Origin of the sequence: Prochlorococcus sp. MIT 1306, from assembly GCF_047304515.1 — a bacterium.
GTDB classification, from domain to species: Bacteria; Cyanobacteriota; Cyanobacteriia; order PCC-6307; family Cyanobiaceae; genus Prochlorococcus; species Prochlorococcus marinus_D.
In genome coordinates this window covers 1,679,648-1,695,758 of sequence record NZ_CP138959.1, presented here as the reverse complement: position 1 = coordinate 1,695,758, position 16,111 = coordinate 1,679,648, and the positions used below count along the sequence as shown (strand labels likewise).

Annotated in this window: 3 protein-coding genes; 1 reads left to right on the top strand and 2 read right to left on the bottom strand. The window is 43.8% G+C overall.

The window, feature by feature from the left end:
- Positions 1-120: 120 nt before the first annotated feature.
- Complete coding sequence (locus SIB74_RS08545; RefSeq protein WP_063396928.1) at positions 121-13,299, bottom strand: putative Ig domain-containing protein; 13,179 nt, start codon at positions 13,297-13,299, stop codon at positions 121-123.
- 10 nt (positions 13,300-13,309) lie between these two features.
- Complete coding sequence (locus SIB74_RS08540) at positions 13,310-13,564, bottom strand: hypothetical protein (RefSeq protein ID WP_156486184.1); 255 nt, start codon at positions 13,562-13,564, stop codon at positions 13,310-13,312.
- Positions 13,565-14,064: 500 nt separating this feature from the next.
- On the opposite strand from SIB74_RS08540, the gene SIB74_RS08535 reads away from it, so the two are divergent.
- Entirely contained in the window at positions 14,065-16,017 is a 1,953-nt protein-coding gene (locus tag SIB74_RS08535) for a 6-hydroxymethylpterin diphosphokinase MptE-like protein (protein WP_156486185.1), read from the top strand.
- Positions 16,018-16,111: the final 94 nt, after the last annotated feature.

The following is a 16,111-nucleotide window of genomic DNA, read 5'->3' as shown; positions in this document are numbered from 1 at the left end:
TTTCAAGTCTTCTTGCAATTATTAAAGACCTGCTCTATTTACTAGCTCAGTGTGTTGCGAGCCTTCTTGAGGCATGCAACTCATGGACAGCTGCTTGAGAGAGAAGTATTTGTGTGAAATTTATTCGACAATATCTTTTTTTGCTAAAATTAGCGAGGCTTTATGCTCGCGAAAATCTATTGCATCATTTTTACTGGGTTGTACTTTTAAACCTAGTTGGTCACTACAATCTTTTAATTGGCTAAGCATTAAGACGTCAGCAAGTACAGGTTCTCCCTCGATGGCATGTTGCACTATTTGTAGTAGTTCCTCAATGGCTTTCTTGGCAACCATATTCTCTTTGTTAGCCTCATTAGTTGCTGGCAAGAAGTTTTCGTCAATCCAGTTCTCCCAGTTGATGTCTATGGCTCTGCCATCAGTAAGCTCTTTTTGTAGACTTATTAGCGACCTGACAAATTTACCAGGATTCTTACAAATTGGGATTGCATGACTTAGTAGTGAAATACCGTTGCCATCAAATCCTGGAAGAAGAGTGAGTTCTTGCAAACTTTGTTCAGTATTTTTAGACTCATCAAATGTAAGTGAGGAACTTTCACTTTTGATAACAATCAGTCGGCCATCACGTGTAGGCATAAGCCATCTCCCATTGAAATAAGGCTCTCTCCTCCTTAGTTTCAGGCGTAGATCACGGTTCATTGCTTTGGCTGTATTGGTTGCAATCCTTTCTCCAGCAATGGGCATTACGATTATTCCAAGTATTGTTGCGATTGACATTCCAGCTTCGTTATTCAACGGCTCTATTAGTGAGCTCAATACTTCCTGTGCATCATTCTTTCTTGCCTGCATCCAGTCCTGAAGGGATGACATGAAATTCTTATTGCTCTCAAAAGGATTAGCATTAGAAGATGGTATGGTTCCCTTATTTCCTACATCCGCTTGTTGTAGATCTGTGGAAGTATTAGCCAAATCAGGTGTGGTTGGTACTGATGGATTCCCTTCGAGCTGGTTTGCTGTTTGAATTCTTCTGCCAGTATCAATACCCGCATTGTTAGATCCTATCTTCGACTGCAAGCTATTCGAATTTGCTTGGCCTTTCGATTCACTTAAGCCGTTGTCTCGATCGTCATTGGTTGGAGCATTCTCTTGGCCATCCTCTTCAGTTGACTCTGAATCTACATTGTCTACCTCTTCAATATTGTCTACCTGTTCAACATTGTCCACCTCTTCAACATTGTCTTCCCCGCTTTCATCCTCGCCGGTAGTGGATGTATCCCCAACCTCGTTTGTGGGCTTGCTTGAAGATACTGTTTGGTACCCAGATGAGCCTGAAGAAGTGCTAGACACCGCCGCGGCCTTAGAAGTTGAAATAGGGATCAGTGGGTCTCCTATAATTCCTATCCCTTCATTCTCTAGAGTTGAGGGGTCATCTTTAATTGTGTCAAAGAAACCCTCGTCAACAAGTAACATGCTGATGATATCAGTTATCCCATCTTCATCTAGATCAATTAGAATTCCCGACCCATCAATCTGATCTAGTTGATTAAAGTCGAATTTGGCATCCGCAAGCAAATTCTCAATACTATCGCTAGATCTAAGTTTGATGTCTTTGATCTTTAGTTCGTCGGAGCTTGAAATACCTGTACTATTATAATAATGTATTCCGTAGTCTAGTCCAGAAAGCCAGGTATCTAGCTCACCATCTTCGCTTGCATTGTAGCTTTCTTTTCTTGATTTAAAAATATAAGGGGTCCCATCCGCAATTGTTTTTACTAGAGCGTCGAGATCAGCACCTCCATTTTCTAGTTTCACTTGTACAACACTTGTGCTTTTCCCTTGAGTGTCGAGTGAGAAGTCAAGCTTGCCTATTGGTGTCTCAGAGATAACTTCTTCAGTCAGTAGTTGCTCTGATTGTGCTAGTAACTGACTGCTCGCTTCTTCTTTCTCTGCATTAATCAATAATGCGCCTTGACTCTTTGAAGCATCAAGTAGAACCAACGGCTCTCCGTCTATTGGTTCTCCAAGAATGGCTAGTGAGCCTTCCTCTAGTTCTTCTATGAACTTGTCTCTGGTTGATGCTGAAACATTTAAACGTTCAAATATTTGCACAACTTGCTTTTCAGAATCTTTTAGATCTTCAACCTGTTTGTTGAATATACCTTTGATTTCACTGCTGCTGCCGCGCGAAATCAAGTCGAGGCCTTGTATCGTTTGTTCAGAACCATTGCCATTACTCACATTAATTCTTAATACGCCACTGCCAATTCCGCTTGCGTCTCCGATCTCTCCTGAGCTATCTGTCTGTCGAACAACAATGCGATGATTCCCAGAGGGTAGATCCTTTAACTGTTTCACATCCTCTGCCAGGAGAACTTTACCTGTCAGCTTGTCTAGTTCTATGAGGCCTCTCAGGGATCGGGGCACCTTCATGCTCCATGAAGCTTTGTCTTCTTTATCTAAATCAATGAACTGTTCTGAAAGAGAGAACAGTGTTCTGTCTTTTTTGGTCATATCTTCGCTGAATAAGTTCTCATTGATCATTGTTGTACTGGCGCTCTTGAAGACAGGTGCGCTATTGTCAATAGGTATCCATATTGTCGACTGATCACTACTCTTAGATCCAAATAATTCTCCCGCAGCATCATTCTTTACGTGTGTTTCTGTCCATATCTTTATAGGTAGTCCTGCGACCAGTTTTGGGCTCAATTCACGTGGTATTAGGCCTAGCTCATTAGGAGCTATCGATAGCTTGACTCTATCTAAACTTCCATACCCTTCACCAGTTAATTCCTGAAGACGACCTAAATCAATAGTTGCTGTCGAATGATTTGTGCCTTTATTCATCACGAAGAAATCTTGTTTTTCCGATCCTTCTAGATTGATCTCAACACTTGATGAGAACATTTGTAGATAGAGCAAGGCTTCGTCACCTTGTTTATCGTTGAGCTCTAGTGCATTGATAGCAAGGGCAGCTCCTAAATCAAGACTTAGATTTTTCTTTGCTGTATTCCCTAGTTCATACTTCTGCAACTCTTTTTGCTGTTCACCCCGTCTTAGTATTGTTGGCTCTGATGCAGGTGTAAATAATACTGATAACCAATCAGTGTTTTTGGACACTCCTTCTTGGTCTTTTACCTCAAGCCGGAATTGCTGTATAACTTCGCTCGTCAACCCTGGAGGTGGAGTTAACTCTAGGTTGATTTCTCCATTGTTCTTTGCAGATACCACAATGCTATTAGCTAGTTTGAAGTCTTTGACTTCAGCATTGTTTTCCCCTGGTACCAGTCTGATGCTTAGTTTGTCACCATGGACCAGATCTGGGTCATTGAATAATTTGATTAATGGACTATCAATCTTTTTGCCTTCCAGGATCTTCGCTTGCTCTTTGGTGGCTAACCATGTGGAGAGATTATCATGACCAACAATAATAGGTGAGTCATTCGTATTGAGAATGGTTAGTGGAACATCTGCACTTGTTTTTTCGCCTGCGAGATCTGTGGATGTAATTGTAATAACAAAGTTACCTACCTCAGCATTTTCAGGCGCAAGAATCTCTACGTCTGCACCTGACTTGCTTGCGAAGGAGTGGATGACACTGTTCTTATTGTTAAATTGCTCTCTATTGAGACCCCATAGGCCCTCTCTGTTTGGTCCTTCCCCTACATTGACTCCAACAAGAATATTTTTAGACGGGTCATCTAGTATTGCCTCAAAGCTTACGAGCTGATCGGTGGCAGGTAGCCATGCCTCACTGTTTTCTGATTTGGTTACACCAACACGTGCACCACCATAGCCAGCAGTTGAACCTGCCTGGAATCTAAGGCCTCCCTTTCCCTCCACGATAGAAGGTTGGAATGTAAGTTTATCGGTAATGCTTGCGCTACCTTTTATCAATTTAAGTGCAGAGTTCCAGGTGATATCCATGTCGGCTACGATCAATCCTGGAAATAGATCTGCCTGACTTGGCCGCTTGTCAGTCGCTTCTACGACTACTTTTAGCTTTGTTCCTGATGGCAGTTTGCCAAGTTTGTCTGCTTCGATTATATTGCCTTGAGAACCATTTTGATTGATAGCATAAAACTTTGGCTCAATTAATAGCTTATTGGTTGAATCTGGTGCCACTGAACTACGATATGCTAGCCCCAGCCAATCAACATCAACTTCTTCATTTTTAACTTTATTTACTACCTTTGTTATCTCGTAGCTGAGAACATCTCCGTACTTGCCATCTGGATCTATGAATAGATTATTAAGATCTAATCGTGCGTAACCATCTTCATTCACAGAGGGAACGCCACTCTCTACTGCTCCTAAGCCTGATAAGTCTGGATTGCTTATGGTGACTGGTGTGTCGTTGATGTTATTCACTTCAAGTTTGATTTTGTAAGTAGCTGTATCTCCACGATTGTCAACAGCTTGCCATTGCATGGCAATTAATCCAACATCATCGTTGCCAGGAGTTCCGCTTAGTATGCCACCTGTGCCTGTTGATGATGATTTATACGTTAACCATGCTGGCAAGTCCGTTGGTGCTATTTGATCTATTCTATCTCCAACATCAGCGTCACTAAATAGACCTTCTAGGTTCACTTTCCATTCTTTCTGACCTTGATCTAGATCAATTGACTCTTGCCATAAGCCGGTCCGCAACATGGTTGCTGTTTCTCTATTGACAATAGGAGCATCATTTATGTTCCTTATCGTAACTTCCATTTTCTTGGTAAGGGTTGCCCCCATTTGATCACTTGTACGGAGTTGTATCTGCTGCTTGCCGAGGCGATCTTTGCTCGTGGCTTCAATTATCAGCTCATCATTCTTTATTTGGGCCAAGTCTTTGATTCTTTCACTCCAATTGAGTCCATCAGTGCTAATTACGTGCTTTAGTTTGTCACCATTGATAATGTCTTCGTCGGTAAAGGCTTCGCTTAGCTTGATCGAGTGTTTTTCTCGTAGGTCTAACTTGCGGCTATATGTTGTAAGTTGGTTTTCTGTTTTGGCTTCCCATCCACTAAATGCATTTGGGTTGAAAACAGGTTCTGCGTTCAGGTCTCCAACTTCTAAGCTTACACGTTGTGACTCTGCTTGCCCTAGTGGATCGGTGGCAGTGATTTCAATTTTCAACATCCCAACATCGCTGTTGGTTGGTTTGCCACTCAGAACTCCATTTGTACTTAGACTCATCCAAGTAGGCAGAGACACTTTCTTGCCATTTTCATTGATTAGTCGTGCATCGATTTTAAGCTCACTTGTGTCGTTGTCTATATCGACGAATCTTGATCTAAGATTCCATTCTCCCTGATCACCTTCTTTGACTCCGTTTAAATCACTGGATACAGTGATTCTCGGCTTGTCATTAACTGGAGTCAGGATGATTTTCGTGTCTACGATCTTACTACTCATTGTTCTCCCATCGCTCCCTACACTCGATGCTTGTACTTTGAATGTGAATGTTCCCGACTTGTCTGCTGCTCCTTGCCAGTGAACTTGCCCCCACTGCACATAGGGTAGTTTTAGACTTGAGGTGAGATTGCCTTCTTCGTCTAGGTTTAGAGGTGCACTAAATAACGCCACACCATTAGAATCTTTGCCTTTCAGGTTTACAAGTTTTGAGTCTTTAGGTAGGCTCGTGATTCCAAGCTCAAGTGTTTGACCAGCACCACTTCCCCTTAACTTTGCATCGATTACTCCCTCTAGTTTTGAGAGTAACGGGATTGGTACATCTTCCAGCCCCTCCATAACCCCACGGATCTCAAGTAGTGGTACACGGACTTTCGCATTGGCAGCAACCTTGACCACCGACACCTCGCTCATAGCTATGTCATCACCATCAGTTGAACGAGCTGCTATAGAGAGGCTCAGTTCTTCGTCAATTTCGCCCAGATAAAGGCTCAGGCCATCAACATCGATGGCCTGTACTTCCCAGCGTCCATCTCCCAATTGCCTTGCAGAACTATTAAGTTGTGCCTGTGATGGTAGATTGACTAGTTCGTTATTTGTATTAACAGATCCAATAATCAGGCTTAATTTCTCCGACCCATCTTTGTCAGAAGATGTTATCTTTGGCTGAAGTAGTTTATCGATCTGCAGCCATCCATTGGCTTCAATACTTAGAGGAGAGCCTGAGCTATTGCTAATATTTAGTACTGGCTTTTCAGCTACTGCTGTTACTTTAATACTTCTACGGATTGTTGATGTAGTTGCTGTATTGCCAGCTCCAGGTGGGTGGCTAACTATTTTCAAATCAAAGCCAAAGTTGCCAGCTAAGTTTGCTTCTGTTTTTAGCAGCCAGCCATCCGCTGATGTGATGGTAAGTTCTTTATTTTGTTCATCAAAGATCTGGGTTTCCTTGTTAGGATTTATAATGGTTAGTCCTTTAGACAGGTTGGAAATTTTGTAACTAAGAGAATCCCTTGAATTGGCAGCCTCTGCTTTGATTAAATCAAGCAATTTTACGCCATCTGAATCTTCAAGAGTTTTGGGCTGCTCGAGGAGTGTGACACTTGCCTTACGTGCATTTCTTGCGAACGGAATGCTGAGTTCAGTTGTTTCACTTCTAGCAAGGTTCCCATTGCTGATTTCTCTACTTATGCGCGTAACGGAGAACTTCATTTCTTCTACTTCTCCTAGTCCCTTGTCGACAAGGTTCAACGTCTGTAGATCTTTGGCTTTAATAACTATGATTTTTTTCCCGCCACTTGTTGTCGAGCTTATCGGTAACCAGCTTTTGTTATTTGGTTGTTCGATCGTCAGCCCTGCTGGAACTACGAATTCGAGGCGCAGTTGCTCTGAGCCGTCACTATCTGTAAGGCCTTTTGTTGCATCTGGTTGATTGATTAGATTTCTCAAGGCAAGGCTTCCACCTTCTTGTAATGGGAGGGATGATGCTTTCCCGATGATCTGATCTGGTGAGTCTGAGACTGCTCGAATTGTGATCAGTGCTTTTTGGCTGTTTACCGCCTTGTCATTATTTGAGGATTCAGTTGCGACGGCCTGCCATTGGAATTGAAGGCTCCCCGAAAAATCTTTTGGAGGCACAAGCGTTAGGTCTTTGATTTCAGCAGTGCTGAATCGATAGACTCCTGCCTCTGGTTTAATAACTTTGCTTGTCACTCCATCATTAGAGCTCTGAATCTTTATGCCAGCAGGAAGTTCACTTAATTCAAAATGGAGGACTTCTGAGCCATCTTTATCTAAAAGTTCGGCTTTTTGAAGCAACTTGTTTAGTGCTAGTGATTGGTCTTCATTGATGATCACGTTGCTGAGTTGCAGCAGTGGCTTATCTGCCTCACTTATTACATCTAAAGCCAGATTAGTAAGTGCTGAGCTCTGGAGTGAGCCATCAGCCTGCAATTGACTCATTAGCACTTGCAAATTTACATTCCCACTCCAATTTGGGTCTGGTATTAGTTCAAGTTTGCCCCCATTAGCAGTGAGGTCAGACCAGGTAAATAACCAGTCACCACGAGCATCACGTACTCCAAGAGAGGGCACGATGTTATTTGGTAAACCTGCAAGACGAACTAATGTGAGAGTATCTAACCCGCTTTCTACCCAATTATTGCTGTTCTCGCTAAGCAAACGTAATGAGGCGGGATCACCGTTTTCGCGCATTCTTAGTCTTGTAACCTTAGTTTTCTTCCCATCCTTTGATTCTTCTCCTTCAAGTTGCAGGTCAAGAGGTGCTTTGCCTGAAGGTGCAATCCGCAGGCCTACATCGTAAAGACTGTAATTTGGCTCACTGTCGTTGATACTGGATCCACTGAGGCTCCGCAATATTGAGTTTCCTGCCGACCATTCTGGTTGGACGGCTAGGGTCTCTAGGCTTCCAAGATCAATAGAACTTAGAAAATCACCAATATTTCTCAGTTCGTTCGCTTGGCTGATTGCATCACCATCATCGAACCAGAGTTGTAGTTTACTCCAGGCAGAATCCTGCTCATCTAGTAATTTGTCGCTGTTGCTATTTAGGCTTGCTAATGCAGAGCTACCGCTAAGGAAACTTCTTTCACGACTATTGCTTTGGAAGTATTCTGATAAAAGCTCTTTGATACTAGTGATAGTCACATTGCCGTCAGGATTGTCATTGCTTGTGTCGTTAAGGACAACAAAAGCAGCCTTTTGATCTTCGTTTGTATTTGCGTTGCTTGCCAACCAAGCGGTTGGAACTGCACTTGCCTCGGGCAACATCGAGAACTTGACGCCATTCCCTGTCTTTTGTAGTGATGTTAGGGGTAACCCTTTGCGAGTCAAGTCTATAATTATCGGGTCAATTAGTTCCTTGCTGGCATTCAGAGAAGGTATCGCATCATTGAAATTACTTAGTTGGAGCGACTCCAGGATAGGTATTGACCTTGAGTCACCCCCTGGTTGGTCACTGATTCTTGCCGTTAGCGTGAGGTTTAGTTCTGCACTGCTAAGATCGCTAGGATTAGAGTCAACTGCTACTAGGAATAAGTTGCCATTGTTGAGTAGTTCGAATTGTGAAAGATTTGCCTCTTCGTTTTCCTCTGATACGGATGGAATTGTAAAAAGGGTCATTGTGCCAAAAGCATCGGTTGCCCCTACGGCTTTATAGCTATCACCTGATTTCTCTGCGAGTGCATAGCCTGTGGGTATATTTCGCACGGCAAGTGTGAGTGTTTCAGCGCGATTTCGCATCCCACTACTGCTTGGACCGCGTCGAATAGGTATTTGCAGGGCTCCAAGACTTGGATTGAAGTTAAGAACAGGTTGATCGTTTGAGGAGTCAATTGAGAACTCGGGATTACGAGCAACTTGTGCAACGTCCCAACTGAATTCAATGTTTTCAACGCAGCTTGCAAAACCTTTGTTGATTTCTTCTGACCAATCTTCTATCTCTGCGCTTGTATCAACTTCGGCTCGTGTTGATGCGATTGCTGTCAGATTGCCAATAAATGAACCTCTAAAACTTTCTGCGCTGCGAATTTGAAGTTCTAGATCGCTAGGAATTGGTTCGTCGGTGTTGTTGATAGTGATTAGATATGTCTTTTCTTGTGTTGAGCCTGATGCGCTTTCAGGAGTGATTATTGAGCTATTGTCGTTTTCGATATTGATGAGACTCCCCTGGGGAAGAGATATGCTTAGCTGGAGGGTGCGGGTGCCTTCAGGGAGGTCAAGATCCACATAGACAGTGCTGTATTCACCTGATCTTTGAATACCAGCTGGTGGTTGGATGATTACTTCTGGATCTTCTTGCACTAGAGGGCTTGGTAGCCAACTCAGCACTTTCTGCTCCGATAACGCCTGAAGCCAATTGTTTGGCTCAATGCTAATCGCCTGAATAATCAATTCAGCATTGAGATCTGATCCTGTTTCGCTCCGCAGTAAGGCCTTGCTCCAATCTGCAGGGCTAAGGAATAAGTAGTCGTCGTCTCTCTCTCCTAACTCTGTCCCATTTGCATCAGTAATTAGTAGGTCTGGGCGATCTTCGGGTAGCTTTATTTGGTAGCTTAGAACTTCTCTTGGGTCGGAACTTCTTGCTGTGATGTAATCGCCAATAGCTTTGAATGAGAAGCGATCCGATGGCACTTCTGCTGATTCCTCTTGTTCCCATAAAGGAATATTGGCTTCCGGTTCTAAGTTAAAATCTAGTATCTCGTTTGCAGCATCTGATCGCAAGCCTGTTTCACCCAGTTCCGTTTCTACATTAATCTCTATTGTGAAGTCGCCAATTGCATGAGAGTTGTTGGGAACTTTAAAATGTAACTCCTCTAATCTTGCCTTGATTTCCTCTGCGTTGCCGCTAATTTCCCAGCGTTGCTTGATGCCGGAATTTGCATCTGTCGTATCAATAGTGCCTTTTGAATCGATTAACACTAATGATTGTGGATCAGAATCTTTTCGATCAATTTTTAGATGAACCAATTCGCCCTCTCGAGCATCGACAGAGAGCTGGATAAGACTTTTTAATTGTATTGAGCTCCCCTCGCTAGCGCTGATGGATTCACTCTCTATAATTATTTCAGGTGTCGAGGCCTCTCTCTGCAGGTTGAATACTAGATCAAAACTAGTGGTTTCACCTGCTGTATCTGTTGCAGTTAAAGTTGCTTCCCATTCGCAATGCCCCCCATTTTTTGTTAGCCCTAACCCATGAGTGCTACCTTTGATCGTTAAGTTTGCTGGGTCAAACTCAAAGGCAGCTTTATTATTGGCACCAGTTGGCTTAAATAGCTCATTGTCTCCCTGCAATTCAAGTTTGAGTAGCTCTGCAGGATCAATGCTCAGGTCAGGATCACTAAAGAGCCCAATAGGCAGTTCAATATTTACTTCACTTTCTTCATCTAGGTTAATCCTCAGGCCGCTAAGTTGCTCTTCTCCATCTTCATTCTCGGATGAGATTAGAGCTGTTGCTTCTTCGAATCCATCCCCTCGAAGGTTTTCTATGAGTTCATCAGGGTTCGTTATCTGCAAGATTGGTGCACTATTGCGGTGCCGCACAAGTAGAGGAACAATGGCTGAAGCTTCTAGACCTTCGATATCACTAGCGCGTACTCTAAGAATGTGTTGACCGATATCATTTAGTCCTGGGTTGATTGTCAAAAGGCCTTCGTCTGGATCCCAGTCCAGCCATTTAAGATCATAATCTGGGTTTAGGTTTTCACCTGCATTAGCTAGATCTATTACTTCTCCTGTTCCTGTGTCGAGTTCAACCCGGATATTTAATCTCTCGTCATCAACTACGCCCATGTCTGGGTCGTTGAACCATGGCTTTAGTTCAATTGTTCGTTCGATCCCGGTGAAAAGTGCATTGGGGTCATTTTCACTCGGAGGTGTTTCTCCTTGCGCTGTGGGCTGTTGTAGCTTTAGAAAGTTGTTCAGCGCTGATGTTCTATAAGGAGCATCGTTAACGTTCTCAACCATGAGCTGCACGGCTTGATCGGCATACAGACCTGCAGCATCAATGGCACGAACCACCATCTTGCTAGCCCCTACATCCTTTGGTCCAGCTGTTCCTGTGAGGGTACCGTTTTCACCATTGATTTGAACCCAGGAGGGAACTTCTTCCTGCCCTTGCGCTGCTATCAGTTCATAGTGCAATCGTTCATCAGGATCGATTGTTAGGTCTGGGTCGTTGAAGGTTCCTTCGGGAAGTCGATAGGTGAAGCTTTGCCCCTGGATGAGGTTTGGTAAAGCAATAGAAACACCAACTTGTGGAGAATCATTGACGTTTTCGACGTCAATAATCAGCTTTTGTTGAGCGCTACCCCCTCGGCCATCATCGGCCATAACAGTGATATTAAAGCCCCCAACATCAGCATTGGCTGGTATGCCACTTAGCTCACCAGTTTGTGGATCTACCTGCAGCCATTTAGGGCCATCGACTAATGAATATTCGAGGTTTGCATCATCTTGGTCGCGGAAAAGATTACGCAGATCGTGACTAAGTTGTTGGTCTTGAAGTAGCTCCTGATGTAAAGAGTCTTGTTGAAGCTCACTAGCAGCTATTGGCTCTGGTGGATCATTGACTTCCCTTACTGCTACGGCTAGATGGCCAACCTTGGCGCTCTCACCTTCCCCCCGGCGAAGAGTAAAGGCATGGCTGCCAACTTGCTCTTGATCAGGTTTGGCCTGAACTGCCCAGACCTTTGGACTGCGTTCATCAAGAATCAGCAGGTCGCCTGCTTCTATAGCAATGCCTGCTGCTGCTGGTAAGAGTGTGGCTTCCAGTTGAACATCAGGATTCTGAGACGGGTCTTCAGTTCGGAAGGCCAGGCGTGCAAATAGGGTTTGTGGCGTTTCGCCCTTTAGGTAGCCCAGTGGCTTCCCTTGTCCACCATTCGGAAGGGCTGCAGCGCCTAGTCCTATAAGGGCTTCCCTTGGAGATTGTGTTGTGGATTCGGTCTCAAGAGTGTTTGTTTTGCCGGTGTTCTGAAAAAGCGGCAGATGATCACGTTCAAAAACTTTGTCAACGTCGAGTTCTTCTGGGATCAGTTCCAGTGCTGAGGCTTTCCAGTCGAGATTGAGCTCCAGGCCCACCAGCCCCTTCCCATTTGAGCGACCATCGTGAACATGGATTTCTAGCCATTGTTTTTGAGGGTCTGAAGCATCGGCAGCAAATTTTTGACTGATAACAACTCTGCCTTGGCCGACTAATTCAGGTGTGGGGTCAAGACTCACCAGCTGCAACCAGTCTGGGAGGGGCGCTGCGGTTTCTCCTGGGAGTGTAAAGGAGGCTAGATGCCAGTCGAGGCCAGCGTCTTCATCAACTGGTGGCGGGTAGTTGCCTAAAGGCAGAAGTGTTGTTCTGTCTTCCAGCCACTCCTTCACAGTAAAAGGAATGCTCAGCGGGCTGCCATCTTCCTGAAGCCGAGAAGCTCCTTCTTCTGTGAGCGGATACCAAACTAGAGATTCGAGGTTGAGATAGGGGTCTACATCAGGCGTAAGGCCTTTGGATGACACAATTGCTTGATCTCGCCCATCGCCAAAATCGACAATCTTTTGAGGATCCGGCTCTATGAGGCTGATGACGTCATTGCCTGAACTTGGCTCGATGATTTCAACATCTTCCCGCAGACTACTTTGCCCTGATTCGTTATCAACCACTCCTATCTCTTTGTAGGTCAGTAAGGAATTATTGATAAACCCGCTGCCATCAATGATAGGACTTTGTTGTGAATAAGCCTTCTTTAGGATCTCGCTAGTAGAGTCATTCTCTCCATTTACTTTGATATCTATGTCTTCTGACTCTGAGCTTTGGATGTCTAACTCCTTGTAGACCAGTAGCGGATCGTTGGCAAAATCATCCCCTAAGAGAGGCGGAAGATTGTTGGAAACAATTGGGAGTGCCTGAGGCTCATTGCTGATAAATAATCCCGAGACAGCGTCTGAAGGTGTTGCAGCTTGGCTCCCATTTGTATTGTTCTTGAGTTCATGGAGCGTGTCATCGAAGGGCACTTTCTCCAGGGCCTTTAGATCAATCTGGTCATTGTCTATGGAGTCATAGTAGCTATTTTCAGCTTTCTCTCCGTTTAGGATTGGCTGAGAATCCCAGGGAGTAGAGTGGTTTGAATTGTCAATTATCAGCCCTGGAACCTCGCCTGCTAAAGCCTGAACACTGATGTCAATATTATTATGATCAAGGGCTATAGAATTATTTGCGTTTAAATCTTGAGTTGTCTCACTGTTGCTATCTAGATCAACCGATGTTGAACCGATTGTATGTACATCGCTTGCATAGTCGTATGGAAGCTCTGGAGTGGCCAATGACGTATGAGCAGCTTCTATGTTGTCATCGATTGGATCGGATGACCAAAAACCTAAGGTGGGCTGCTTGTCTGTCAATTTTATCGACCTATGAGATTGATAAATTTATTGGTTGATAATCATGGTTTGGATGGCATCGATATGTTTTTCTTTTTGTAGGGAGAGGGTTGGTAAGCTTTGCTTGAGAGCACCAGAATTCTTTCTTGAGAATTGTGAAAGCATGGAGATTTATATTGGTTTTTTCTAGGTTGAGCTTTACTAAGATAGTAGGTATTGATACTCTGCCGGCTTGCTCTTTGAGCTCATTGGCCAAGCTGTGGTTGCTTCTTGTGTTGTCGGCCATGGAGTTTCTTATTCTTCCTCATCTTTTCTATTCTATCCCATTTCAGTCATTCTAAGCCCCTTGTAAAAGGCCAGCCATTCATCAAGGGCAAAGGTCCAAGTTAATTCCATGATTGATGACACTAATTTTACCGAACTGTGAGTGCTCTATCCATTGACCTATGCCTGCTATTTTTTATTGATTATGTATATCAATTGATTGTCTTCGATGTCTTGTGATCTGATTTGCCCGATCTTAAATTCAAAGAGTGAACGCATCTTGGAAGGTATCTCCTTGCATGTCATTATCGTTGGCATTTTCGTTGCCATCAGCGCCGATTACCCCTGAAGTACCAGGAGCTTCAAAGGAGCTGACGTAGTCGTTGGAGGCCTCGATTGCATTTTGTGCATAAGAAGGGGTCTTTTATGCGTAAAATGCATAACGCCTCCTTCGGTTACCATTTTTGAGAAAAATTATCTTGTAAATTGAGTTGTTGGCATATAGAAGGGGCTTTGCAGGTATTGGCAAAACAAGGCGAAAATATTAAGGCTTTGAGGAGTGTGGCTCCTAAGCTTGCCATTGATCTAGAGGATGGCCTCAAACAGACAAGACCTAGCCATCCGATTCGAATAGAGAAATATATGGCTATTTCAATGGTGGCCTTGAGAGGCACATCTGATCTTTGGCAAGGTCGCTTGCCTATGGGTGTATATCAAGCCGTTAGCTCTGTTTTGCCTGTCAGCCAAGCCAGGGATATCAGCAAAGAAGAAATGTCGTTAACTGGTCATGAAGGGCATCAAGATTCGGATTGTCATTTTCGATACCTTCTGAGTGAGCTACAGCTTCTTAAGCCAAATCATCAAGGTAATGATGATTCTAAAAATATAAATAAACAAGCCGATGTGGCGCTTTTGATATTGCTTGGTGCTCCTCCATCGATCGCTTGGCTTGAAAGGGAGATTTCTTACTGGAAACCTCGTAAAATCGTGTTATTTCTCAATGTAATTACTGACCTGGAGCCACTTCTTGATACGGGCAAGCTTGCGTCGATTATTACTGAGTTGCACTCTAATTCTGGGGAATTAGAGTGGTTTTTGCTGAGTAATAGCAGGCAAAAGCTTACACAGTTATTGCATCATCGTTATTTGGGTTGCGTAGGTTCATGTCGCTTGGTTCAGTGTCAGGCAGGAGATCGATTTAGCGAGGCTTTCGCTTCTCTTCAGCAGGATTTTGGTAGGTCTTTGCGACCTCAAACTGGCGGACCTTTTGTGGATGAGTTGAATATGTTGCGCCGTAGCCGTCAAAACCTTGCCGAAGCAAGGAATTTGCTTGTGAGAGAACTCCCTAGAGAGAACGTCTCCGCACCAATCATCTTGGTGGCTTCTGGTCCATCATTGGATCGTTGTCGTGAGTATCTTGTTCGCAATGTGGGCAAGGCTCTTATTGTTTCTGCTGGCAGTAGTCTTGGCACATTGCTTGAATGGGGTATTCAGCCTCATTTTCATGTTCATGTAGAGCGTGGAGATGCTAATCATGAACTAACAAAGCTATATACAGATTATGTGCGGGCTAATGGTTTGACTCGTTTGAAACATACGATTGGAGTGGTTCCAACATCGATAGATACACAGCTGAAGGATTTGTATCGAGAATGTATTTATTATTTTCGCGGTGGCCAGAGTCCAGTCGCTGCTTTTGTAGGAGCAGAGCAGGCTGTTTTGGATAATGAAGGACCCCAGTGTCTATCAGCAGCATTCTCTTTTTGCATGTTAGTCAAACCGCAGAAGTTATTTCTTTGTGGCTGTGATCTTGGTTCTGCTGATAGATCGCTGGTTCGCTCTAGGAATGCGATTGGGGACTCTGCAAGAGATTTCGATTTGAGAGTGGCTGGCAACCTCTCAAGTTATGCTTGGACCAACCATGAAATGAGGCTGCAGTTGAATTATATGGTGTCAGCCTATAATTCTTTGTCAACTAGTTGTTCAGTGATTAATTTAAGCAATGGAATAAAAATCCCATTTGCTGAGGCGGGTCATGCTGACTTGTTGGATCAATTGTTAGATCCAAGTTCTCAAGACTATTTAGAGAACTTGCTATCAAGAATTTGCCTCCCATCTGATCAGGTTATTGAGCAAGATGTTGACGATACTATGATCGTTGATCTTCAAGCAAAGCATTGGTTGAAGAGTTGGTTTGCTCTAGCAAGTGAAGCCCCTTCTCTTGCTAATGGAGATTTGCGAATGACTGCTTCAAGGTGTTTACAGATTCCAGAGGCTTTGCATAAGCAATTGGTTCCTCGATTGCTTCGTGGCACGATGAGAGATGCTTTCTTCCTCATGGCGTGGTTTCATGAGCTTTATTCTGATGATTCAGTGATTATTGAGAATGGATGGAAAGCTTTTGAGCGCTTTCTTTTAGCCATATCTCTAGAGCTTGATTGGTTGGCGGAGTGCTTTGAAAAAGTTGATGATTAGTTTGATTGGATCATATTCTCTGCTCTCTTCTTTTTAGTATTTATTGTATTAAAGATGGTCAAGCGGGATGTGGTGTTTATTGCTGCAGGGCGAT